Genomic DNA, 22,778 nt, shown 5'->3' with positions numbered 1-22,778 from the left:
CAAGCCGGATTACTCGTCGTCGAACTGATAGCTACCCGGCGCGAGGTTTTCGAAACGCGAGAACTTGCCGAGAAACGCCAGCCGCGCCGTACCCAACGGGCCATTACGCTGCTTGCCGATGATGATTTCGGCCACGCCCTTGTACTCGGTCTCGGGGTGATACACCTCGTCGCGGTAAACGAACATGATGATGTCGGCGTCCTGCTCGATCGCACCGGACTCACGCAAGTCGGAGTTGATCGGGCGTTTGTTCGGGCGCTGCTCCAGGCCACGGTTAAGCTGCGAGAGGGCAATCACCGGGCAGTTGAACTCCTTGGCCAGAGCTTTGAGCGAGCGGGAGATTTCGGAAATCTCGTTGACTCGGCTGTCACCGCTGGAACCAGGAATCTGCATCAACTGCAGGTAGTCGACCATGATCAGGCCGATCTCGCCGTGCTCACGGGCCAGGCGGCGGGTACGCGCACGCATTTCCGAGGGAGAGATACCGGCGGTATCGTCGATAAACAGCTTGCGGTCATTCAGCAGGTTGACCGCCGAGGTCAGACGCGGCCAATCGTCGTCGTCGAGGCGACCGGCACGCACCTTGGTCTGGTCGATGCGCCCAAGCGAGGCGAGCATACGCATCACGATGGAGTCGGAAGGCATCTCCAGCGAATACACCATCACCACCTTGTCACTGCGCATCAGCGCGTTTTCCACCAGGTTCATGGCGAAGGTGGTCTTACCCATGGATGGTCGGCCGGCGACGATGATCAGGTCGGCCGGCTGCAGGCCGCTGGTCAGGTTGTCCAGATCGGTAAAGCCGGTGGACAGACCGGTGATCGCGTCGCCGGCATTGAACAGGGTATCGATGCGGTCGATGGCCTTGACCAGGATATCGTTGATCCCCACCGGGCCGCCGGTCTTAGGCCGCGCCTCGGCAATTTGGAAGATCAGGCGCTCGGCCTCATCAAGAATCTCGGCGCCGGTACGGCCTTGCGGCATATAGGCGCTGTCGGCGATCTCGCCGCTGATGCCGATCAACTGGCGCAGCGTGGCGCGCTCACGAATGATCTGCGCATAGGCCTTGATGTTGGCCACCGACGGCGTGTTCTTCGCCAGTTCGCCGAGGTAGGCCAGGCCGCCGACTTGCGACAGCTGCCCTTCTTGGTCCAGCTGCTCGGACACGGTCACCACGTCGAAGGGGTGGTTACGCTCGGCCAGCTTGAAGATCGCGCGGAAGATCAGGCGGTGGTCGTGCCGATAGAAGTCGCCATCGGACACCGCATCAAGCACCCGCTCCCAGGCATTGTTGTCGAGCATCAGGCCGCCGAGTACGGCTTGCTCGGCCTCGATCGAGTGCGGCGGCACCTTCAGGGCGGAGGTTTGCAGGTCGTACTGTTCGGGCAGGCTGATGTCGTTCATAAGGCTCTGGGCAAAATTCGGTGTTCACAAAACAAAAGGCACGACACCGCTTGCGCAATGTCGTGCCTGATTGTTAGCGGCCAGGCACCTGAGTGCAAGTCCACTTAGTCGCGAGCCTATTAGGCTGCTACTACGACAACCTTAACGGTTGCTTCAACGTCGCTGTGCAGGTGCACGGCTACGTCGTATTCGCCGAGTTGACGAATGGTGCCGTTCGGCAGACGCACTTCAGCTTTAGCCACTTCAACGCCGGAGGCGGTCAGGGCTTCAGCGATGTCGTGAGTACCGATGGAGCCGAACAGTTTGCCTTCATCGCCCGCGGTAGCGGTGATGGTGACTTCCAGTTCAGCCAACTGAGCAGCACGGGATTCAGCGTAAGCTTTCTTCTCGGCAGCCAGTTTTTCCAGCTCGGCGCGACGCGCTTCGAACGCAGCAACGTTTGCGGCGGTAGCAGCGGTAGCTTTGCCTTGCGGCAGCAGGAAGTTACGACCGTAACCGGCCTTAACATTCACTTTATCGCCCAGGTTGCCCAGGTTGGCGATTTTTTCCAGCAGGATCAGTTCCATTTGGTAATAACCTCTTAACTTTTAACCTTCACCGTTCGCGGGGCCCGAGCCTTGTTTGCGCTCAAAGCGACCACGAAAATCAAGCAGACTGTCGACAATGGCCAAAACCACCAGTAACGGATAAGTCAGCTGCATAAACAGCAACAGCGTGATGTACAACCCGACCAGCCAGAACTTACCTAGCCGACCTTGCGCCACCATCCCATGCAACAGGGCGATGCCCGCAAACGCCAACGGCACACTGCACAACGGCGTCAACATGGCCATTTGCGGACCCAGATTGGGCCCCAACAGCATGCCAACCAGCAGCAACATCGCCAGCGGGGTCGGGAGGCGTAGCGCGCGAAACTCGCGACCAAAACCACCCGGGTTATACAACTGCGCCTGCCAGAAGCGCCCAAGCATCAGGCTCAACAAGCCGACTATCTGCAACAACGCCGCGATCAATCCGGTCAGTACCGGTGCAATCAGGCTATCCAGACGCGCTCGCTCATCCACCGACATCTGTTGGTGAACCCCATCGAGCATTTGCGGCATAAGCTTTTGCAGCTCAAGCGCCATTGCCTCGATGGGTTCGCGGAACACCGCGCCCAAAACCAGCCCATACACCAGGCCCAACGCCACGCTGCACAGCAGCACACGATTCCAGGACAGGTTGGCGCGTAACAACAACGCCAATCCCAGCGCACCGAGCAACACCAACAGGGTGCGCGGCTCACCGAAATACCACCAGCCAATAGCCGGTAGCAGGGCCCAGGCGAGGATGCCAAAGGCATCACTCCAACCGCGCCGCAGAAGCACCAGGCTTCCAGCGGCAGCACTTAACCAGAACAACAGCGGCAACGCCGCAGAAACCACCACTACGAGAGTGGCCTGCATACGGCCGCGCATAATGAATTCAGCTATGGCGCGCATGCGATCTATCCCTTACTTCTTGTCGAACATCCGGTCTCAGCGGCCGTGGCTGTCGGTGTAAGGCAGCAGGGCCAGGAAGCGGGCGCGCTTGATAGCGGTAGCCAGCTGACGCTGATAACGAGCCTTAGTACCGGTGATACGGCTAGGAACGATCTTGCCGGTTTCCGAGATGTAAGCTTTCAGCGTGTTGAGATCTTTGAAATCGATCTCTTTCACTTCTTCTGCAGTAAAACGGCAGAATTTACGACGACGGAAGAAACGTGCCATGAGAGTGGCTCCTCAATAGATCCGTGGATTACTCGTCAGCGTTGTCGCTGTCGTTGTTGTCGCTGTCATCGCCATCAACAGAATCGGCGTTGTCAGGACGGTCACGACGCTCACGGCGCTCACTGCGGTTTTCTTCGGCCTTGAGCATCTCGGACTGGTCAGTAACGGCCTCGTCGCGACGGATGACCAGGTTACGGATCACGGCATCGTTGTAACGGAAGTTGTCTTCCAGCTCAGCCAGGGCTTTACCGGTGCACTCAACGTTAAGCATCACGTAGTGAGCTTTGTGGACGTTGTTGATGGCGTAAGCCAGCTGACGACGGCCCCAATCTTCCAGGCGGTGAATCTTGCCGCCGTCTTCTTCGATCAGCTTGGTGTAACGCTCAACCATGCCGCCGACTTGCTCGCTCTGGTCCGGGTGAACCAGAAAGATGATTTCGTAATGACGCATAAATGCTCCTTACGGGTTGTAGCCTGCCGCCAAATGCGGTCAGGCAAGGAGTGAATTTCACTTGTTTGTCTTGCTGAAACAGAAAGGCGCCAAAGAGCCTGCCGTCGCGGCAAGGGGCGACATTCTAGTGAAGCCCCCCGCCACACGCAAGGTGAACTGGTGATTATTTGAACAACTCGATGCGATTGCACGAGCAGGAAGACGCTACTTACGACTCAATCGCAGCGGGCACCCTGTGGGCGCCCGCAACGGGTTACTTCTTGCTGCCAGCCTTGCGCTGACGCAACGCCTCAAACAGGCACACCCCAGTGGCCACCGATACGTTGAGGCTGCTGACGCTACCCGCCATCGGCAGCTTGACCAGGTAATCACAGTGCTCACGGGTCAGGCGGCGCATACCTTTGCCTTCGGCGCCCATGATCAGCACGGTTGGCCCGGTCAGATCATGCTCGTACAACTCCATCTCAGCCTCGCCAGCAGTACCAACAACCCACAGGCCGCGCTGCTGGAGTTTCTCCAAGCTGCGCGCCAGGTTGGTCACCGCCACCAGCGGAATCACTTCAGCCGCACCGCAGGCGACTTTACGCACGGTAGCGTTGAGCGTGGCGGATTTGTCCTTCGGCACAATTACGGCCAGCGCACCGGCCGCATCGGCAGTACGCAGACAAGCGCCGAGGTTGTGTGGATCAGTCACACCGTCGAGTACCAGCAACAAGGGGGCGCCCTCGGTGCGATCAAGCAGCTCGTCGAGCATCGCCTCGCCCCAGACCTGGCTAGGGCTGACATCGGCGACTACGCCCTGATGCACACCACCCTCGACCCAGGCATCCATCTCGCGGCGCTCGCACTGACCGACAGCAACCCGCGCATCCGCAGCCAACGCCAGCAACACCTGCACCCGCGGATCATTACGCCCTTCGGCCAGCCAGATTTGCTTAACCCGCTTCGGATGGTGACGCAAAAGCGCCTCTACGGCGTGCACGCCATAGATTTTCTCCAGCTGGCTCATGACTTCGCCTTACGCTTGCGTGCACCGCCGGACGCCGGCGCCCCACCAGCCGGAGCGCCCTTGCGGTGCGCGCCTGGCTTACCTGACTTGCTAGCTGGCTTGGCCGACTCACCCTTGGCCGCGCCTTTACCGGCTTTGCTCTTCGAATCACTGAGCAGCGATTTTTTCAGCGCACGACTCTTTTCCACATCGGTATTACCCGGCGCAGCACGCTCACCGCGACGCCCGGTTTTACCCGCCGCCGACTCAAAACCACCACGACGCTGACCGGCCGGCACGGCCGCTTTACCCTCAGCCAGCTCGAAGTCGATCTTGCGCTCGTCCAGATCAACGCGCATGACCTTGACCTCAACGCTATCGCCCAGGCGGAAACTGCGACCACTGCGCTCGCCCGCCAGACGGTGATGCACGGGGTCGAAGTGGTAGTAATCGCCCGGCAAGGCGGTGACGTGCACCAGACCTTCGACGTAGATATCCTTCAGCTCGACGAACAGGCCAAAGCCCGTCACAGCCGTGATCACACCCGGGAAGGTTTCACCGACGCGATCCTTCATAAACTCGCACTTGAGCCAGTTCACTACATCGCGGGTCGCCTCATCGGCGCGGCGCTCGGACATCGAGCACTGCTCGCCGAGCTGCTCGAGAATCGCATCGTCGTATGGGTAGATCCGCGCACGCGGCATGATCGTCGCGCCGGCACGCTTAACGTGCGGGGTGTCGAGCTTGGAGCGGACCACGCTGCGAATCGCCCGATGGATCAACAGATCCGGATAGCGACGGATCGGCGAGGTGAAGTGCGCATACGCTTCGTAATTCAGGCCGAAGTGGCCCTGATTGTCGGCGCTATAAACTGCCTGACTGAGCGAGCGCAGCATCACCGTCTGGATCAAGTGGTAATCCGGGCGCTCGCGGATGCTTTCCAGCAGCAGCTGGTAATCCTTAGGCGACGGACCATCCTTCGACTTGCCACGGTGCAGCGACAGCCCCAGCTCGGTGAGGAACGCTTTGAGTTTCTCTACGCGCTCCGGCGGCGGACAGTCGTGCACGCGATACAACGCCGGGATTTCATGCTTCTGCATAAACGCTGCCGTGGCCACGTTGGCGGCCAGCATGCACTCTTCGATCAACTTGTGCGCATCGTTGCGCTGGGTTGGGCGAATCTCGGCAATCTTGCGACCGGCACCGAAGATGATCCGAGTTTCCTGGGTTTCAAAATCGATGGCGCCGCGCTCATGGCGCGCAGCCAACAGCACCTGATACAGCGAATACAGCTGCTTGAGGTGCGGCAGTACTTCTTTGTATTCGCCACGCAGGGCCTTGCCTTCGCTACCCTTGGGCTGCTCAAGCATGGCGCTGACCTTGTTGTAGGTCAGGCGCGCGTGGGAATGGATCACCGCTTCGTAGAACTGGTAATCAGTCATCTTGCCGGTCTTCGAGATACTGATCTCGCACACCATGGCCAGACGATCGACATGCGGATTTAGCGAGCACAGGCCGTTGGACAGCTCTTCCGGCAGCATCGGGATAACCCGCTCCGGGAAGTACACCGAGTTACCGCGCACCTGGGCCTCGGCATCTAGCGCCGAATCGATCTTCACATAATGGGAAACGTCGGCGATGGCGACATAGAGCTTCCAGCCGCCGGAAAACAGCCGCCAGTTACTGCCGTTTTTCTCGCAATACACGGCGTCATCGAAGTCGCGGGCGTCCTCACCGTCGATGGTGACGAACGGCAGATGGCGCAGATCGATGCGCTTTTCTTTGTCCTTCTCTTCGACTTCCGGCTTGAGCTTGCGCGCTTCTTTCACTACAGCTTCGGGCCAGACGTGGGGAATGTCGTAGCTGCGCAGGGCAACGTCGATTTCCATGCCCGGCGCCATATAGTTGCCAACCACTTCAACCACATCGCCCTGGGGCTGGAAGCGCGTCGTCGGCCAGTGGGTGATTTTCACCTCAACGAACTGGCCCTGCTTGGCGCCGGCGTTACGCCCTGGCGTTACCAGCACTTCCTGCTGAATCTTCGGGTTATCGGCGACTACAAAGCCGACGCCGCTTTCTTCGTAATAACGACCAACGATGCTTTCGTGGGCGCGGGAGATCACTTCAACCACGGCACCTTCACGACGACCACGACGGTCGAGGCCGGAAACCCGCGCCAGTGCACGGTCACCATCGAACACCAGGCGCATTTGCGCAGGGCTCAAAAACAGGTCATCGCTGCCGTCATCCGGCACCAGAAAACCAAAGCCATCGCGGTGCCCGCTGACGCGACCAAGAATGAGGTCGAGCTTGTCTACCGGGGCATAGGTGCCACGACGGGTATAGATCAGTTGACCATCGCGCTCCATGGCGCGCAGACGGCGACGCAGAGCTTCGAGCTGCTCTTCAGTGGCCATGCCAAATTCATCGGCCAGCTCTTCACGGCTCGCCGGGGAGCCACGGTCAGACAAGTGCTGCAGGATCAGCTCGCGACTTGGAATGGGGTTTTCGTATTTTTCCGCTTCACGAGCGGCCTCGGGATCGAGGGATTGCCAATCGGCCATTAGAGGTAATTCACCTTATCTACACAAATTCGGTTTGCCATGTGCCTATTGAAGCGCGAAACCACTGTCCAGGTCAGCCCGGCACACAGAATAAAATTTTTTAACAACAGGGGTTTACAAGTAAAAACTCGGTCCGTATTATGCGCGCCACAACGACGGGAAACGAAGTTAACCGAGTTGTAGTTGATAGCAAATAGGCATTTTTTGCAATCAATGCCCAGGTGGTGAAATTGGTAGACACGCCAGCTTCAGGTGCTGGTGACCTTACGGTCGTGGAAGTTCGAGTCTTCTCCTGGGCACCAATTCAAAAAAACCGAGCCACTGGCTCGGTTTTTTATTGCCTGCGATTTAACCCATCACAGCGTAATCAATTCGGCGGGCACTCATGCATGCCCGCCCTGATCCAGCTTAAACGCGAAACTGCCCCAGGCTGGCCTTGAGTTTCTTCGCCAAGCCATCCAGCACACGACCGCTATTCGCCGTCGCCGCAACAGCCTCCGCCGCCCGCTGGGCCTCGCGATGAATCACCTCGACACGGCCACGCACCGCATCCGCCCCCTCCGCCTGGTGCGCAGCTGCCTCGGTCGCAGTGTTGATTGCACCATGCACCTCCTCCACCGCCTCACGCACCGACTGCTGCACCCGCGCACTTTCGCGCAACGCCGCCAAGCCTTGGTCCGCCTGCTTGCCCGCCTGACCAATCGCCTCAACCGCCTCGCGCGCGCCCTGCTGCAACGCGCCGATATGAGTTTGGATATCACCGGTGGACTGCTGCGTCTTGCTGGCCAGCGCACGCACCTCATCCGCCACCACGGCAAAACCACGACCGCTTTCACCCGCACGCGCCGCTTCAATCGCCGCATTCAGGGCCAAGAGGTTGGTCTGTTCGGCGATTGAGCGAATCACCGTCAGCACCACTTCAATCTGCTCGCTTTGCTTGGCCAGCCGCTCGATGACTGCCGCACCGGTTTCCACGCGCCGCACCAACTCCTCGATTGAGCCGCCCACGCGCAGTGCAATCGCGGCATTGTCATCCGCCGCCTGGCGAATCGCACCTACGCGCTGCAACGCCTCGCGCATGGCATGGCTTTCCGCCTGCGCCTCACCGGCCATTTCCGCCAGCGCCTGTAGGCTGCCCGCCACCTCATCGCGCTGACGCTCAGCAGCCGACTCGGCAGCGGCACTGCGCGAGGCCAGATTGCCGATTTCTTGCCCGGTCAGAGAAGCCACCTCACCCGCCTCACGCACAATCGGCTGCAGCTTGGCGACGAAGCGATTGACCGCCGCCGCCATATCGCCAATTTCATCGCGACTATTGAGCTCTACCCGGCGAGTCAAATCACCCTCACCCGCCGCCCAGTCATTCAGCACCGCAATCAAGGTATGCAGCTTGCTGACCACTCGGCGCCCCAGCACCAGCGCCAACACCAACAGAATCACCAGCGCCACCACCGCCAGGCCCATACTGATATTCCAACGCAAACCGGCAGCAGCCTGCTGCACCACCTTGCGACTGCTCTGTTCCATACCGCCGGCCGCCTCACGCGCCACGCTCAACCGCGCCGCCAGAGCGTCCGCACTGCTGGTGGCCGCGCCACTCAAACTGTCGGAAACCAACTGCCCACTGCTGTCGATCAGGCTGACGAAACGCTGATCCAGCTTCGCCAGCTCCTCATCCACCGACGCCGTGGAAACCCCCAGCAGGACCTTGCCGATATCAGAACCCATCGGACTGATCGTCGCCTCGGCGATATACACACCCGGATCATTGGCAGCAGCCTGCAACACCTTATCCAGCGCGCCATCGCCTTCCCCCTTGGCCATCAACGCGCGCACGCGAGAGTCCTGCCGATTGAGGTGACGCGTCAGGCGCTCGCCCTGCGCATCGAGGTACACCGCAAACAGCACAGCCGGATTGCGATGGGCGCCGCGCACCAACTCGGTCAGCGCCGGCACATCAGCATCCCAGATCGCCTTAGGCGCAACAGCCGATAACAGCTGCGCCAACTCGTCCGCCGAACGCTTGAGGTTGCTGTCCAACACACCGCGTATCTGCGCCTGCTCCTCGGCCAGCCGGGCGGAAAGGCCTTTGGCCAACTGCGCCTGAGTGCTGGCGGAAAGGCTGTCCAGACCGCCACGCACTTCATCACCAGCCTTGGTCAGCTCACCCACCAGGCGCGCCGTATCGGCCTGCATGCCCTTGGCCAAATCCGCCTCAAGCGTTGCCACCGTGGTACGGGTCAACGCCACCGCCACGACAACCTGCACCAGCAAGGCCACACCCAGCGCCAGAAACACCGGCAACAACAAACGACTGCGCAGCACAGAAATAATGGCAAACACGGCAGACACTCCTAACAGCGGTAATGCCTATAACGGCGGGGAAGCTGATTTATAAAGGCTAGCTCGGATATTTTTACGCGGACCAGAAACGACAAAGGGCCGCCAAATTGGCGACCCCCCGTGCACTGCCTGTGACTATCAGGCAAACGGATGGCGCAACACAATAGTCTCGTTGCGGTCCGGGCCGGTGGAAACGATATCAATCGGCGCACCAACCAACTCTTCCACACGCTTGATGTAAGCACGCGCAGCCGCTGGCAGTTCTTCCAGGGTTTTCGCGCCCAGGGTCGACTCGCTCCAGCCTGGCAGCTCCTCGTACACCGGCTGCAGACCCAGATAGCTGTCAGCATCAGTCGGCGCATCAACCAGCACCTCGCCATTCTGGTCTTTGTAGCCGACGCAGATACGGATGGTTTCTAGACCGTCGAGCACGTCGAGCTTGGTCAGGCACAGACCAGAGATGCTGTTGATCTCGATGGCGCGACGCAGGATCACCGCATCAAACCAACCGCAACGACGCGCGCGGCCGGTGGTGGAACCGAATTCGTGGCCACGCTTGGCGAGGAACGCACCGGTTTCGTCGAACAGCTCAGTCGGGAACGGACCCGAGCCAACGCGAGTGGTGTAGGCCTTGGTGATACCGAGGATGTAATCCAGGTACATCGGACCAAAACCGGAACCCGTAGCGATACCGCCAGCCGTGGTGTTGGAACTGGTGACGTAGGGGTAGGTGCCGTGGTCGATATCCAGCAGCGAACCCTGGGCACCTTCGAACATGATGTCCTTGCCCTCACGACGCATGTCGTGCAGCACGGCGGTCACGTCGGTCATCATCGGCTTAAGCAGCTCGGCGTATTCCATGCACTCGTCGAGCGTCTTCTGGAAGTCGATGGCCGGCTCTTTGTAGTAATTGACCAGCACGAAGTTGTGGTAATCCAGCAGCTCGCCGAGCTTGGCGGCGAAACGCTCACGGTGGAACAGGTCACCAATGCGCAGACCGCGACGCGCCACCTTGTCTTCGTAAGCAGGGCCAATACCACGGCCAGTGGTGCCGATCTTGGCATCACCACGGGCTTTCTCACGGGCCTGATCGAGGGCTACGTGATACGGCAGGATCAGCGGGCAGGACGGGCTGATACGCAGACGCTCGCGCACCGGCACACCCTTCTCTTCCAGCTTGATGATTTCACGCATCAGCGCATCAGGCGCAACCACCACGCCGTTGCCGATCAGGCACTGCACGTTTTCGCGCAGGATGCCGGAGGGGATCAGGTGCAGAACGGTTTTTTCGCCGTCGATTACCAGGGTGTGGCCAGCATTGTGACCACCCTGGTAACGCACAACAGCTGCAGCCTGTTCGGTCAGCAGGTCGACGATCTTGCCCTTGCCTTCATCGCCCCACTGGGTGCCCAGGACTACGACATTCTTACCCATAACACTAACCCTCTTCGCAAACTTGATGCCGGCCATAGCCGACGGAAACTTTTCGCACGACCGCTTAGGCTGTCAGTGCAGCCAACTGCCAGCGGCCATCACGCAACAGCAGCTGACGATCACAGCCTGCAGCCTCGGCGTCAGCCGCGACCTGCCCAGGCAATGCCTGAACCACGCGCTGACCGTCCTGGCGCAAGCGCACAATCGCCTGCCACAAAAACACATCATGGTTATCCGGAGCCCAGATACCGGCAGGCTCTTCACCCAACTGCATCTGCCCCAGACTGACCAGGGTTTTCAGGTCGGTGGAGAAACCTGTGGCCGGACGCGCGCGACCGAAGTCAGCGCCGATGTCGTCATAACGGCCGCCCTGGGCGATGGCATAACCCACGCCCGGGACAAAGGCCGCGAACACCACACCCGTGTGGTAGTGATAGCCGCGCAGCTCGCCCAGATCGAAGTACAGCGGTAATTCCGGGTAGCGCAAGCTCAGCGCATCGGCAATCGCCATCAAGTCATCCAGCGCGGCATGCACATCGTCCGGCGCATCGACCAGACAAGCCTGAGCCAGGTCCAGCACTTCACGACCGCCGCACAGCTCGCTGAGCGCGCGTAGCATCTTGCGCAGGTCATCCGGCAGGCTTTCGGTCAGCTCAACGACCTCATCCAGCGCCTTGCGCTGCAGCGCATCAAACAGCTGCTGCTCGACCTCGCCAGACAGCTCGGCGGCGCGCGCCAGGCCGCGATAGATACCGACATGACCAAGGTCCATGTGCACATCTGGCACCGCCGCCAGCTCAAGGGTGTTGACCAGCAGACTGATCACTTCCACATCGCTGGCCGGGCTGGCGTCGCCATACAGCTCGGCGCCCAACTGAATCGGGCTGCGCGAGGTGGTCAGCGCACGCGGCTGGGCATGCACCACGCTGCCGGCGTAGCACAGACGGCTCGGCCCCTCGCGGCGCAGGGTATGCGCATCGATGCGCGCCACCTGCGGCGTGATGTCGGCACGAAAGCCCATCTGCCGGCCGGACAGCGGGTCGGTCACTTTGAAGGTGCGCAGATCCAGGTCCTGGCCCGCGCCAGTCAGCAGCGATTCCAGGTACTCGATATGCGGAGTGACCACAAATTCATAGCCCCAGCGCTGGAACAGATCCAGCACCTGGCGGCGCGCCACTTCAATACGCCCTGCGTACGGTGGCAGTACTTCTTCGATGCCATCTGGCAGCAGCCAGCGGTCTACCGTTGCCATTTCGCCATTCCCCTCTTGAACCGGGCGGCACAAGCCTTCAGTGAAGCCAATAAAGGACGGTTGTTCCCAGCAACATGCTGGCCAACCCCAGCAGACGCAGCTGCCTGTCAGACAACTGCGTCAGTTGTAAAAGCGTGTCACGCCAATGGCGCGGACATAGGAAGGGCAGGATGCCTTCCAGCACCAGCACAAGACACAACGCGATGCCTAATTCCTGCCACATGCTTCCCACAGACGCAAAAAAGCCGGGATTTTCCCGGCTGCCGCATGATACCACGTTTTCCACAAGGATCACCCCGGCGGCTGCCCGCCGGGGTGATGACTTAAGGCTTGGACTTCTCCAGATAGCGGAAGAAGTCGCTCTTCGGATCCAGCACCAGCACGTCACGCTTATCGGCGAAGCTCTCGCGATAAGCCCTCAGGCTGCGATAGAACGAATAGAACTCCTGGTCCATGCCATAGGCCTTGGAATAGATCGCCGCAGCCTGGGCATCACCCTCACCGCGCAGCTCTTCGGCCTGACGGTAGGCATCGGCCAGCAACACACGACGCTGACGGTCGGCGTCGGCACGAATACCTTCGGCCAGCTCCTTACCCTTGGCGCGGTGCTCACGAGCCTCACGCTCACGCTCGGAGCTCATGCGATCAAACACGCTGCGGTTAACTTCCTTCGGCAGGTCGATGGCCTTGACGCGCACGTCTACCACTTCGATACCCAGCTCACGCTGTGCGGCGCGGTTAAGCGATGCGGTTACATCAGCCATCAGCGCATCACGCTCACCGGACACCGACTCATGCAGGGTGCGCTTACCGAACTGGTCACGCAGCGACGCTTCGAGACGACGCGCCAGACGCTCGTCGGCAATCTGCTTCATACCTGAAGTTGCGGTGTAGTAACGCTCGGCATCCAGCACCCGCCATTTGGCGAAGGCGTCAACCATCAACGCTTTCTTTTCCAGAGTGAGGAAACGCGAGCTGGTTGAGTCCAGCGTCAGCAGGCGAGCATCAAACTTGCGCACCTGGTTGACGTACGGAATCTTCACATGCAGGCCCGGCTGCACGTCCGGCTGGACGATACGACCGAACTGCAACAGCACCGCACGCTCAGTCTGCGCCACGATGTAGAAGCTGTTCCAGGCGACCAGCGCCAGCACCACGCCAACAATAAGGGCGATCAGCGATTTATTGCTCATCAACGGCTCTCCCTTGTACGCAGCTCAACCTGACGCGGATCAATAGTTAGCCGCGAACCAGTATCCGCGCTACTCGCAGCACCGGATATCGAGCTAGGCGCAGACGAACTGCGACCATCGATCATCTTGTCCAGAGGCAGGTAAAGCAGGTTGTTCTGCCCCTTGTCGCCTGTCACCAGCACCTTGCTGGTATTGGTCATCAGCTCTTGCATGGTGTCCAGATACAGACGTTCGCGAGTCACCTCAGGCGCCTTGCGGTATTCGGTCACCAATGCAGTAAAGCGATCCGCCTCACCCTGTGCGCGGGAAACCACTTCATCACGGTAACCGTTGGCATCCTCAATCAGGCGCTGCGCCTGACCACGGGCTTCCGGCACCACGCCATTGGCGTAGGTTTCCGCCTGATTCTTCTCACGCTGCTCGTCTTCACGGGCACGGATCACGTCATCGAAGGCTTCCTGCACTTCGCGCGGTGCAGCTGCGCTCTGCAGGTTGACCTGGGTCACGGCGATACCGGTGCGGTAGTTATCGAGGAAGCGCTGCAAGCGGTCCTTGACCTCACTGGCCATCAGCTCACGACCTTCGGTCAGCACCTGATCCATCTCGGTGGAACCCACCACGTGACGCACGGCGCTGTCAGTTGCATGCTGCAAGCTGACTTCCGGCTGATCGACGTTGAGCACGAAATCCTGCAAGTTGCTGATTTTGTACTGCACGGTCAGCGGCACTTCGATGATGTTCTCATCCTCGGTCAACATCTGCCCCTGCTTGCTATAAGCACGCTCGCGGGTGACGTTTTCCTGGAACTTGCGATCAATCGGCGGGAAATAGATATTCAGACCCGGGCCGACCGTCTCGTAGTATTTGCCGAAGCGCAGCACCACGGCCTGCTCCTGCTCATCAACGACATAGATCGCGCTGTACAGCCAGACTGCAGCCAACAACCCCAGGCCCACGAACAGCAGGCCGAAGCCGCCGCCATTGCCCGAGCCCGTCTCGCTGCCTCGTTTCTTGCCGCCACCGAACAGCCCATTCAGGCTCTCCTGCAGCTTGCGGAAGGCCTCATCGATATCCGGCGGCCCCTTGCGATCACCGTTCTTACGGCCACCCCATGGGTCCTGATTATTCGAGTTGCCACCCGGCTCATTCCAAGCCATAGCGCTCTCCATCTGATAAAGCAAAGACGCGCCCACGGCGCGCCCGCCAATGCTACAGAATGCATGCAACCAGCGGCAAAGTCGCTGATGCAGGCTTTATTGCAAAGTGTGTTGCTCGATAAACTCCTGCGGCTTCAGCCCTTCACGACTGACCAGCCGATTCAGCTCGATGCGCGGCAAACGCACGGCCAGCAGACTGCTACCGTCCTCGGCATGTGATTCGCTCTGTACTGCGCCCAAGGCGAAGAACTGCGCACGCAAACGCCCTAGGCGCTGCGGCAACTGCAATGTCGCGACAAACAGATCATCGCCCAATAACTCGGCTATGGCCTGACGCAGCAACGGCAAGCCACGCCCGTCCCGCGCAGAGAGCCAGACCCGCTGCGGCTTGCCATCGGCATCGCGCTGAATCTGCGGCTCTACGCCCTCAAGCAGGTCGAGCTTGTTATACACCTCAAGCATCGGCAGCTCATGGGCACCGATCTCACCCAGCACCGCCAACACCTGCTCAATCTGCTGATCGCGCTCGGGCTCGTGGGAGTCGATCACGTGCAACAGCAGATCGGAGTTGCTTGATTCCTCAAGCGTGGCGCGGAACGCCTCAACCAGCTTGTGCGGCAAATGCCGAATAAAGCCCACGGTATCAGCCAGCACAATCGGCCCCAGATCATCCAGTTCCAGACGACGCAGAGTGGGATCGAGGGTCGCAAACAGCTGATCGGCTGCGTATACGTCCGAGGTGGTCAGGGTATTGAACAGGGTCGACTTGCCGGCGTTGGTGTAGCCCACCAGCGATACCGAAGGAATGTCCGCACGCTGACGGCCGCGCCTAGCCTGCTCACGCTGGCTGCGCACCTTTTCCAGCTTCTGCTTGATCTGACGAATCCGCACGCGCAACAGGCGGCGGTCGGTTTCCAACTGGGTTTCACCCGGGCCGCGCAGACCGATACCACCCTTCTGCCGCTCAAGGTGGGTCCAACCGCGCACCAGCCGCGTACTCATGTGGTCGAGCTGGGCCAGCTCAACCTGCAGCTTGCCTTCATGGGTACGCGCGCGCTGGGCAAAAATGTCGAGGATCAGACCGGTACGGTCCAATACCCGACACTCGAAAGCACGCTCAAGGTTACGTTCCTGACTGGGTGTGAGGACGTGATTGAAGATAACCAGGTCAGCCTCGGCGGCCTTGACCTGATCACGCAGCTCTTCAACTTTGCCACTGCCGATCAGGTACTTGGCCGTCAGCCGATTGCTCGGAACACTGAGGAACGCGACAGTTTCAGCACCAGCCGAGATGGCCAATTCCTGAAACTCTTGCGGGTCCTCGCGCGCCTCGGAATTTTGGCCGTCCAGATGTACCAGAATGGCCCGCTCTCCACCTTCATGGCGCTCGAAGAACAATGCAGCCTCCTAAATCAGGCGTTACCAGGCTCAGCTTCAGCTTGCTCGGTTTCGCTGGCGCTCGGCAGACGCACCGGACGGCTAGGCACTACAGTGGAAATGGCGTGTTTATAGACCATCTGGCTGACAGTGTTTTTCAGCAAAATCACGAACTGGTCGAAAGATTCGATCTGGCCTTGCAGCTTGATGCCGTTAACCAAATAAATAGAAACCGGGACGCGTTCCTTACGCAAGGTATTCAGGTAAGGGTCTTGTAGCGAATGCCCTTTTGACATGTGCCGCACTCCTTTAAGGATCAATTTTCAATAATTTTAGTAAACCAACGAACGGCTTAAAGCCGTCATACCCCCAAGGATAGACGGCCAACGGCAAGGTCTCAGGTCAATATGGAGACCGCTGCCAGGTATTTCAAGGCACGCGGCAGATTGTCGCAGTCGGCGCTATCGAGCCAGTGCACATCCTGCTGCCAACCACGTAACCAGGTGAACTGTCGCTTGGCCAGCTGGCGCGTGGCGATAATGCCGCGCTCCTGCATCTGTTCAGCGTCGAGGTTGCCGTCCAGATAATCCCAGACTTGGCGATAACCCACCGCCCGTATAGACGGTAGCCCAACGTGCAAGTCACTTCGCTGACGCAGGCGTTCGACCTCGGTAACCAGCCCCTGTTCCAACATCAAGCGAAATCGCAGGGCAATTCGCTCATGCAACAGCTGCCTTTGTGCCGGGGCAATGGCCAATTGCGCCACAGTATAGGGGAATTGCCGCGCTGCCGATGCGCCAACGGCAGTATTTTCTGTCGCCTGGCGCTGGCGATGAACGGTCATGCTGTGCCCGCTCAAGTGATAGACCTCAAGGGCGCGAATCAAGCGCTGCGGGTCATTGGGGTGGATACGCGCCGCCGACTCCGGATCGACCGCACGCAGCTCGGCATGCAGCACCTCCCAACCTTCGGCCTGGGCGCGCGCCTCCAGCTCGGCGCGCAACGCTGCATCGGCGCTAGGCATTTCCGCCAAGCCTTCGAGCAATGCTTTGAAATACAACATGGTGCCGCCCACCAGCAGCGGAATACGTCCGCGCGCGGTGATCTCAGCCATAGCCGCAAGGGCATCGGCACGGAACTCGGCCGCCGAATAGCTCTCGGCCGGGTCGCGAATATCGACTAGCCGATGCGGGAACTCGGCCAGCGTGGCCTTATCCGGCTTGGCCGTGCCGATGTCCATGTCACGGTAGATCAGCGCGGAATCGACGCTGATCAACTCGCACGGCAGCACTCGCGCCAGCTCGATGGCCAGATCGGTCTTGCCGGCCGCAGTCGGCCCCATGAGAAAAATCGCCGGAGGCAGGCGCTCGGACATGCTTATAACTCTCTAAATGGCGCGGCGGCTTAGCAGGCCGTTGAAAATGTAGGCGAGGCGGCCGAGGCAAGGCAAAAACAAGCGAAAAAGCGGAGTTTACTGCTGTAAATGAGCATTTTGAGCCTGTTTTTAACGCCGTATCGGCAACGCAGGTAGTTTTCAACGGCCGGCTAGCGGCCGCGCAGGAACAGCTTGTCCAGGTCATCCATACCCATCTGCGTCCAGGTCGGACGGCCATGGTTGCACTGGCCGCTGCGCTCGGTGTGTTCCATATCGCGCAGCAAGGCGTTCATTTCCGGCAGGGTCAGACGCCGATTGGCGCGCACCGCACCGTGGCAGGCCATGGTGCCAAGCAGCTCATTGAGGTGCGCCTGAATGCGGTCGGTGGTGCCGTATTCGAGCAGATCACCGAGCACATCTTGCACCAGGCGAGTGGCCTCGGCCTGCTTGAGCAACGCAGGAATCTGGCGGATTGCCAAGGTTTCCGGGCCCAAACGCTGCAGTTCGAAACCCAGCCGCTGGAACCACTCGGCATGCTCTTCGGCGCAGTCCGCTTCACGCTGACTGACGGCAATCGACTCCGGCACCAGCAGTGGCTGGCCGCGCAGGCCTTCACTGGCCATGGCCACTTTAAGCCGCTCATAGGTAATGCGCTCATGGGCGGCGTGCATATCCACCACCACCAGCCCCTGGACGTTCTCGGCAAGGATATAGATGCCCTTGAGCTGGGCTATGGCATAACCCAGGGGCGGAATATCGCCTTGCGCATCTGGCAGGCCTGCTGGAGCCGGCGCAGTGGCCATCGGCGAGAAGAATTCGCGATAGGCGCCCTGAGCTTCGGCGGCCGGCAAGGCTGCTTCCGGACGGGAGCCTTGATAGCCGGCACCCGGCGAGCGCCATACTGAGGCGCTGGGCGCTGGCTGCAACAGACTGGCGGCCAAGCCGATTTCACCCTGCGGGCCAAACTCACCAGCAGCCTGACCGGTCGGCCGTAGCATCTCGTTGACCGTTGCCGGAGCCGCCAGCTGATCCTCCGGGCGCACCTCGCCAAGCGCACGGTGCAGCGTACCGTAGAGGAAGTCATGCACCATGCGCCCATCACGGAAGCGCACTTCGTGCTTGGTCGGGTGCACGTTGACATCGACCACCGAGGGATCGATTTCCAGAAACAGCACAAAGGTCGGATGGCGGCCATTGAACAGCACATCGCGGTAGGCCTGCCGCACCGCGTGGGCAACCAGCTTGTCGCGTACCATGCGCCCGTTTACATAGAAATACTGCAGATCCGCCTGGCTACGGGAGAAGGTCGGCAAGCCCACCCAGCCCCACAGGTGCAGGCCGTTGCGCTCGATATCAATGGGCAGCGCCTGCTCGAGAAACGCCGGGCCGCAAACCGAGGCGACCCGGCGCGCGCGGCTCTGTTCATCCGGCGCCTCGTGCAGGCCGAGCACGGTCTTGCCGTTGTGGCGCAGATGGAAGGCCACGTCGAAACGCGCCAGGGCCAGGCGCTTGATCACTTCCTGCAGGTGATCGAATTCGGTCTTTTCGGTCTTGAGAAACTTGCGCCGCGCCGGAGTGTTGAAAAACAGGTCGCGCACTTCCACCGAGGTGCCAACCGGATGCGCCGCAGGTTGTACTCGCGGCTGCATATCGCGACCTTCGGTTTCCACCTGCCAGGCCTGCTCGGCGCCTTCAGTACGCGAGGTCAGGGTCAGGCGCGCTACAGAGCTGATCGACGCCAGCGCCTCGCCGCGAAAGCCCAGGCTCATAACCTGTTCAAGGTCTTCCAGCTCGCGGATCTTGCTGGTGGCGTGGCGGGCCAACGCCAGGGGCAGATCATCCGGGGAGATGCCGCTGCCGTTATCGCGTACTTTGAGCAGCTTGACGCCGCCCTGCTCGACATCCACTTCGATACGCTTGGCGCCGGAGTCCAGGCTGTTTTCCAACAGCTCCTTGATTACCGAGGCTGGACGCTCAACCACCTCACCGGCAGCAATCTGGTTCGCCAGCCGCGGGCTAAGCAGCTGAATGCGTGCGGTCTCTCTTACTGACGGCTCATGGCTGCTCATGGCTGCGCAGCCAGAGCAGTCGCCGGGATCTGCAAACGTTGACCGACCTTGATCACATCACTAACCAACGAATTGGCGCTGCGCAACGCCGCCAGGCTGACCTGATAACGCTGGGCGATCAGCGCCAGGCTCTCGCCGGAACTGACCACATGCTCGCGCGGGCCGAGGGTAATCTTGCCGTTATCCCGCAACCAGGCCACATGGGTGCCGGGCGGTGGATTTTCATGGAAGAACTGCCGTACGCCCGTAACAATCGAGCGGGCCAACGCCTGCTGGTGGCTGGCCGAAGCGAGTTTCTTGGCCTCATTGGGGTTGGAGATAAACCCGGTTTCCACCAGGATCGACGGAATATCCGGCGATTTCAGCACCATAAAACCGGCCTGCTCTACCCGCCGCTTATGCAGCGGCGTCACCCGGCCCATATTGCCCAGCACCTTGTTACCGACGTTCAGGCTGGATGACAGCGAGGCGGTCATCGACAGATCGAGCAGCACCCCGGCGAGCATCTTGTCCTTGTCGTCCAGGCTGACATTGCCGGCGCCGCCGATCAGGTCCGACTGGTTTTCCGCATCCGCCAACCAGCGCGCGGTTTCCGACGTGGCGCCACGATCCGACAGGGCATACACCGAGGCGCCGAAGGCGGCCGCCCGCGGCGCGGCATCGGCATGAATGGAGACAAACAGGTCGGCGCCCTTCTTGCGAGCGATCTCGGTGCGTTTACGCAGCGGAATAAAGTAGTCACCGGTGCGCACCAGCTCGGCGCGGAAACCCTTCTCGGCATTGATCTGCCGCTGCAATTCCTTGGAAATCGCCAGGGTCACATGCTTTTCATACTGGCCTTTGACCGGCGACAGCGCGCCTGGGTCTTCACCGCCGTGCCCGGCGTCGATGGCAATCACGATATCGCGCTTGCCGTTGGGTATCGGTGTCAGCTTCGGCGGCGCCTGGGTTGTTGTTACCGGCACTTGCGGCGCGGTGGCCACCGTAGTGGTAGGCAGGCTGGGTGCGGCGCCGCTTTCCTGGTCAAACAGATCGACAACCAGGCGATGGCCGTACTGCTGATTGGGGGCCAGGGTAAAGCTCTTAGGCGTGACCGCCGCAGACAGGTCAATCACCACGCGCAGGTCATTCGGGGTGCGCTGCGCTGAACGCACGCCAGTGATTGGCGTGTTGCTCAGGGTCAGTTGATCGAAGTTGGTGGCCAGCTTGGCGCCGCTGACATCAATGACGATGCGATTGGGCGACGACAGCAGAAATACGCTGTGCTGCACCGGGCCGGACAGGTCAAACACCAGGCGGGTGTTATCCGGCGCACGCCACAACCGCACACTGCGCACATCCGAAGCGGCCATTACATCGGCGGCCAGGGCTACCAATGCCACTCCAATTGCGATGAAACGCGCGCCTATGCGCATAGCCAACCCCATAATAAATTCATGCCCCGACGGCCAAAGCAGCGCACCAGGTGGTGCCGCGTTCGCATTGCGCCTGCAAACGCAGCGCCCGGCCGGCCCCATGCGGGCTAATGGTAATGTCCAGGTCAGCCTTTGGCAAAACGCCTGCGCCGCGCTGTGGCCACTCGACCAGGCACAAGGCATCGCCCTGGAAGTAATCACGAATGCCCAGGTACTCCAGCTCCTCGGCATCCACCAGGCGGTAGAGGTCGAAGTGAAAGGCGCGCAACGCGCCAATCTCGTAGGGTTCCACCAGGGTAAAGGTCGGGCTTTTTACCGCGCCAACATGCCCCAGGCCGCGAATAATGCCGCGCGACAAGGTGGTTTTGCCGGCGCCAAGATCGCCATGCAGATAGATCACGCCAACACCGCCGGTCACCTCGGCGATCCGCGCGCCCAGCGCCAGCATCGCCTCTTCGTCGGCGGCAAACAGTTCTAATTCAGACACGCAGACTGCTCCTGCAACAATTGACGAATAACCGCACACAAATCACTGGCCGCCAGGCCACGGCCCTGCTGCGCCAACTGCTCGCCAGCACAGGCATGCAGATAAACCGCCAGCTGAGCCGCCGCCAACCCAGACAACCCCTGGGCCAGCAGCGCACCGATCAACCCGGCCAACACATCGCCCAAGCCGGCGCCGGCCATAACCGGGTGGCCGCGATCACACAACCACAAGCAACCATCCGGCGCGGCAATCAGGCTGCCCGCGCCTTTCAGCACGCACACCGCCTGGTAGCGCTGCGCCAAGGCGCGGGCCGCCACCGGGCGATCGGCCTGCACCTCGGCCGTGCTGATCCCCAGCAAGCGCGCCGCCTCGCCGGGGTGCGGCGTAAGCACAGCATCCGCTGGTAACTGGACCTGCGCTTGCGCCAACAGGTTCAGCGCATCGGCATCCCACACCTGCACAGCGCCACTGACCGCAGCCGCCGATAACAGACTGCGCCCCCAGGCGCCCTGCCCCAATCCCGGGCCAACCACCCAGACGCTGGCATTCGCGCCCAGTGCCAGCAACTGATTGGCCGAGGCCACGCCGGCGGCCATAACCTCGGGCAAGCGCGCCTGCGCTGCCGGCAGATGTTCACTGCGGGTCGCCAGACTGACCAACCCGGCACCGGCGCGCAGCGCGCTTTGCGCCGCCAGCAGGCCGGCGCCGGCAAAACCATGGTCCCCGCCGACCACCAGCACATGGCCCAACTGGCCCTTGTGCACGCCGGGCGAGCGTGCCGGCAACTGCGGCAAGCTGGCCTGCGCCAGTCGCTGTGCGCTAAAGGACTGGGCGGCAACCAGGGCCGCATCGGCCTGCAGATCATCAAACTGCAACTCGCCCCGATAATCCGCCGACTGCCCACTAAACAGGCCCAGCTTTAGGCCGACCAAGGTGACCGTCAGCTGCGCACGTACGGCGACGCCCAGCACTTGGCCGGTATCGGCGCAGAGCCCGGACGGAATATCCACCGCCAGCACCGGCAGGCCGCTGACATTCAACAGGCGGATGGCCTGGGCATACGGCTCGCGCACCGCACCCTGCAAACCAGTGCCGAGCAAAGCATCAAGCACCACGCCTTGCAGCTCGGCGCACTCGCTACAGGGCTGCACCGCCACCCCGGCGGCCAGCGCCTGATCACGGGCCAATGCTGCATCGCCCTGCAGCTGCGCCGCATCACCGACCGCCAACACCTGCACCTGCCAGCCCGCACGCAGCGCCAAAGCAGCCACCAGATAACCATCACCCGCATTGTTGCCGCGCCCAGCAAGCACCGTCAGCACGCCTGCATCCGGCCAACGACGGCGCAGGGCACGCCAGATAGCATGCGCGGCGCGACTCATCAGCTCGAAACCCGGCGTGCCGGCAGCGATCAATCGCGCGTCCAGCTCGCGCACTTGTGCGGCGCTGTACAGCGGCAGAGGAAGATTGTCAGGCGAATGCAGCATGCGTCGGCTCCGATGTCTGGCAGAATTATACCCA

At 60.9% G+C, this 22,778-nt stretch carries 20 protein-coding genes and 1 tRNA gene; 1 reads left to right on the top strand and 20 read right to left on the bottom strand.

What is annotated here, in order from left to right:
- Positions 1–9: 9 nt before the first annotated feature.
- The 7 genes from dnaB to rnr form a co-directional block, all read right to left on the bottom strand.
- A complete protein-coding gene (dnaB, locus tag P3C18_RS03930) occupies positions 10–1,404 on the bottom strand; it encodes a replicative DNA helicase (protein ID WP_090249643.1) in 1,395 nt (464 codons plus the stop codon).
- A 119-nt stretch (positions 1,405–1,523) separates the two neighbouring features.
- The gene (rplI, locus tag P3C18_RS03925) at positions 1,524–1,970 is read right to left on the bottom strand and encodes a 50S ribosomal protein L9 (RefSeq protein WP_275960565.1); all 447 of its coding nucleotides are present in this window, start codon (positions 1,968–1,970) and stop codon (positions 1,524–1,526) included.
- A 21-nt stretch (positions 1,971–1,991) separates the two neighbouring features.
- Positions 1,992–2,885 (bottom strand): hypothetical protein, encoded by an 894-nt coding sequence (locus P3C18_RS03920; protein WP_275960563.1) that lies wholly within the window; start codon positions 2,883–2,885, stop codon positions 1,992–1,994.
- Between the two features lie 36 nt (positions 2,886–2,921).
- Positions 2,922–3,152 carry a 30S ribosomal protein S18 gene (gene rpsR, locus P3C18_RS03915; RefSeq protein WP_069519637.1) on the bottom strand — a complete coding sequence of 77 codons (231 nt, stop codon included), beginning with the start codon at positions 3,150–3,152 and terminating at the stop codon, positions 2,922–2,924.
- A gap of 28 nt (positions 3,153–3,180) precedes the next feature.
- Positions 3,181–3,603 carry a 30S ribosomal protein S6 gene (gene rpsF / locus P3C18_RS03910; RefSeq protein WP_090249650.1) on the bottom strand — a complete coding sequence of 141 codons (423 nt, stop codon included), beginning with the start codon at positions 3,601–3,603 and terminating at the stop codon, positions 3,181–3,183.
- Positions 3,604–3,856: 253 nt separating this feature from the next.
- Positions 3,857–4,612, bottom strand: coding sequence for a 23S rRNA (guanosine(2251)-2'-O)-methyltransferase RlmB (gene rlmB / locus P3C18_RS03905; RefSeq protein ID WP_275960561.1), 756 nt, complete (start codon positions 4,610–4,612; stop codon positions 3,857–3,859).
- Positions 4,609–7,155, bottom strand: a complete 2,547-nt coding sequence (gene rnr / locus P3C18_RS03900; protein WP_275960560.1) for a ribonuclease R — start codon at positions 7,153–7,155, stop codon at positions 4,609–4,611. The genes rlmB and rnr overlap by 4 nt, the downstream gene beginning before the upstream one ends.
- 215 nt (positions 7,156–7,370) lie before the next feature.
- On the opposite strand from rnr, the gene P3C18_RS03895 reads away from it, so the two are divergent.
- Positions 7,371–7,457, top strand: a tRNA-Leu gene (locus tag P3C18_RS03895).
- A gap of 106 nt (positions 7,458–7,563) precedes the next feature.
- Here P3C18_RS03895 and P3C18_RS03890 read toward each other — a convergent pair.
- The 13 genes from P3C18_RS03890 to P3C18_RS03830 form a co-directional block, all read right to left on the bottom strand.
- A complete protein-coding gene (locus tag P3C18_RS03890) occupies positions 7,564–9,498 on the bottom strand; it encodes a methyl-accepting chemotaxis protein (protein WP_275960559.1) in 1,935 nt (644 codons plus the stop codon).
- Positions 9,499–9,636: 138 nt separating this feature from the next.
- Positions 9,637–10,932 (bottom strand): adenylosuccinate synthase, encoded by a 1,296-nt coding sequence (locus tag P3C18_RS03885; RefSeq protein ID WP_275960557.1) that lies wholly within the window; start codon positions 10,930–10,932, stop codon positions 9,637–9,639.
- A 64-nt stretch (positions 10,933–10,996) separates the two neighbouring features.
- Entirely contained in the window at positions 10,997–12,184 is a 1,188-nt protein-coding gene (locus tag P3C18_RS03880) for an ATP phosphoribosyltransferase regulatory subunit (protein WP_275960556.1), read from the bottom strand.
- Between the two features lie 37 nt (positions 12,185–12,221).
- Positions 12,222–12,407, bottom strand: coding sequence for a DUF2065 domain-containing protein (locus P3C18_RS03875; RefSeq protein ID WP_160016276.1), 186 nt, complete (start codon positions 12,405–12,407; stop codon positions 12,222–12,224).
- A gap of 100 nt (positions 12,408–12,507) precedes the next feature.
- Positions 12,508–13,377 carry a protease modulator HflC gene (hflC, locus tag P3C18_RS03870; RefSeq protein ID WP_275960555.1) on the bottom strand — a complete coding sequence of 290 codons (870 nt, stop codon included), beginning with the start codon at positions 13,375–13,377 and terminating at the stop codon, positions 12,508–12,510.
- Positions 13,377–14,534, bottom strand: a complete 1,158-nt coding sequence (hflK, locus tag P3C18_RS03865) for an FtsH protease activity modulator HflK (RefSeq protein WP_275960554.1) — start codon at positions 14,532–14,534, stop codon at positions 13,377–13,379. The genes hflC and hflK overlap by 1 nt, the downstream gene beginning before the upstream one ends.
- Before the next feature lie 96 nt (positions 14,535–14,630).
- Positions 14,631–15,932, bottom strand: a complete 1,302-nt coding sequence (gene hflX / locus P3C18_RS03860; protein WP_275960553.1) for a ribosome rescue GTPase HflX — start codon at positions 15,930–15,932, stop codon at positions 14,631–14,633.
- A 14-nt stretch (positions 15,933–15,946) separates the two neighbouring features.
- Positions 15,947–16,207, bottom strand: a complete 261-nt coding sequence (hfq, locus tag P3C18_RS03855) for an RNA chaperone Hfq (RefSeq protein WP_090249679.1) — start codon at positions 16,205–16,207, stop codon at positions 15,947–15,949.
- A gap of 101 nt (positions 16,208–16,308) precedes the next feature.
- Complete coding sequence (gene miaA, locus P3C18_RS03850) at positions 16,309–17,286, bottom strand: tRNA (adenosine(37)-N6)-dimethylallyltransferase MiaA (protein ID WP_275960552.1); 978 nt, start codon at positions 17,284–17,286, stop codon at positions 16,309–16,311.
- A gap of 170 nt (positions 17,287–17,456) precedes the next feature.
- Positions 17,457–19,355: a DNA mismatch repair endonuclease MutL gene (gene mutL / locus P3C18_RS03845; RefSeq protein WP_275960551.1), complete on the bottom strand. Its 1,899-nt coding sequence runs from the start codon at positions 19,353–19,355 to the stop codon at positions 17,457–17,459.
- The gene (locus tag P3C18_RS03840) at positions 19,352–20,770 is read right to left on the bottom strand and encodes an N-acetylmuramoyl-L-alanine amidase (RefSeq protein ID WP_275960550.1); all 1,419 of its coding nucleotides are present in this window, start codon (positions 20,768–20,770) and stop codon (positions 19,352–19,354) included. The genes mutL and P3C18_RS03840 overlap by 4 nt, the downstream gene beginning before the upstream one ends.
- A gap of 19 nt (positions 20,771–20,789) precedes the next feature.
- A complete protein-coding gene (tsaE, locus tag P3C18_RS03835; protein ID WP_275960549.1) occupies positions 20,790–21,257 on the bottom strand; it encodes a tRNA (adenosine(37)-N6)-threonylcarbamoyltransferase complex ATPase subunit type 1 TsaE in 468 nt (155 codons plus the stop codon).
- Entirely contained in the window at positions 21,245–22,744 is a 1,500-nt protein-coding gene (locus P3C18_RS03830; RefSeq protein ID WP_275960548.1) for an NAD(P)H-hydrate dehydratase, read from the bottom strand. The genes tsaE and P3C18_RS03830 overlap by 13 nt, the downstream gene beginning before the upstream one ends.
- Positions 22,745–22,778 lie beyond the last annotated feature (34 nt).

This window comes from Pseudomonas sp. 1928-m (genome assembly GCF_029269135.1).
Taxonomy (GTDB): domain Bacteria; phylum Pseudomonadota; class Gammaproteobacteria; order Pseudomonadales; family Pseudomonadaceae; genus Aquipseudomonas.
The sequence above is the reverse complement of the archived record's forward strand: the minus strand, read 5'-3'. Positions and strand labels throughout refer to the sequence as shown.

Excerpts from the sequence above, each read along its gene's own strand:
- P3C18_RS03875 (WP_160016276.1), bottom strand. The coding sequence starts at position 12,407 with ATGTGGCAGGAATTAGGCATCGCGTTGTGTCTTGTGCTGGTGCTGGAA.
- mutL (WP_275960551.1), bottom strand. The coding sequence starts at position 19,355 with ATGAGCAGCCATGAGCCGTCAGTAAGAGAGACCGCACGCATTCAGCTG.
- P3C18_RS03885 (WP_275960557.1), bottom strand. The coding sequence starts at position 10,932 with ATGGGTAAGAATGTCGTAGTCCTGGGCACCCAGTGGGGCGATGAAGGC.
- P3C18_RS03840 (WP_275960550.1), bottom strand. The coding sequence starts at position 20,770 with ATGCGCATAGGCGCGCGTTTCATCGCAATTGGAGTGGCATTGGTAGCC.
- rpsR (WP_069519637.1), bottom strand. The coding sequence starts at position 3,152 with ATGGCACGTTTCTTCCGTCGTCGTAAATTCTGCCGTTTTACTGCAGAA.
- P3C18_RS03880 (WP_275960556.1), bottom strand. The coding sequence starts at position 12,184 with ATGGCAACGGTAGACCGCTGGCTGCTGCCAGATGGCATCGAAGAAGTA.
- dnaB (WP_090249643.1), bottom strand. The coding sequence starts at position 1,404 with ATGAACGACATCAGCCTGCCCGAACAGTACGACCTGCAAACCTCCGCC.
- hflK (WP_275960554.1), bottom strand. The coding sequence starts at position 14,534 with ATGGCTTGGAATGAGCCGGGTGGCAACTCGAATAATCAGGACCCATGG.
- P3C18_RS03830 (WP_275960548.1), bottom strand. The coding sequence starts at position 22,744 with ATGCTGCATTCGCCTGACAATCTTCCTCTGCCGCTGTACAGCGCCGCA.
- P3C18_RS03920 (WP_275960563.1), bottom strand. The coding sequence starts at position 2,885 with ATGCGCGCCATAGCTGAATTCATTATGCGCGGCCGTATGCAGGCCACT.
- hfq (WP_090249679.1), bottom strand. The coding sequence starts at position 16,207 with ATGTCAAAAGGGCATTCGCTACAAGACCCTTACCTGAATACCTTGCGT.
- rnr (WP_275960560.1), bottom strand. The coding sequence starts at position 7,155 with ATGGCCGATTGGCAATCCCTCGATCCCGAGGCCGCTCGTGAAGCGGAA.
- rplI (WP_275960565.1), bottom strand. The coding sequence starts at position 1,970 with ATGGAACTGATCCTGCTGGAAAAAATCGCCAACCTGGGCAACCTGGGC.
- rpsF (WP_090249650.1), bottom strand. The coding sequence starts at position 3,603 with ATGCGTCATTACGAAATCATCTTTCTGGTTCACCCGGACCAGAGCGAG.
- hflC (WP_275960555.1), bottom strand. The coding sequence starts at position 13,377 with ATGAGCAATAAATCGCTGATCGCCCTTATTGTTGGCGTGGTGCTGGCG.
- rlmB (WP_275960561.1), bottom strand. The coding sequence starts at position 4,612 with ATGAGCCAGCTGGAGAAAATCTATGGCGTGCACGCCGTAGAGGCGCTT.
- miaA (WP_275960552.1), bottom strand. The coding sequence starts at position 17,286 with ATGTCCGAGCGCCTGCCTCCGGCGATTTTTCTCATGGGGCCGACTGCG.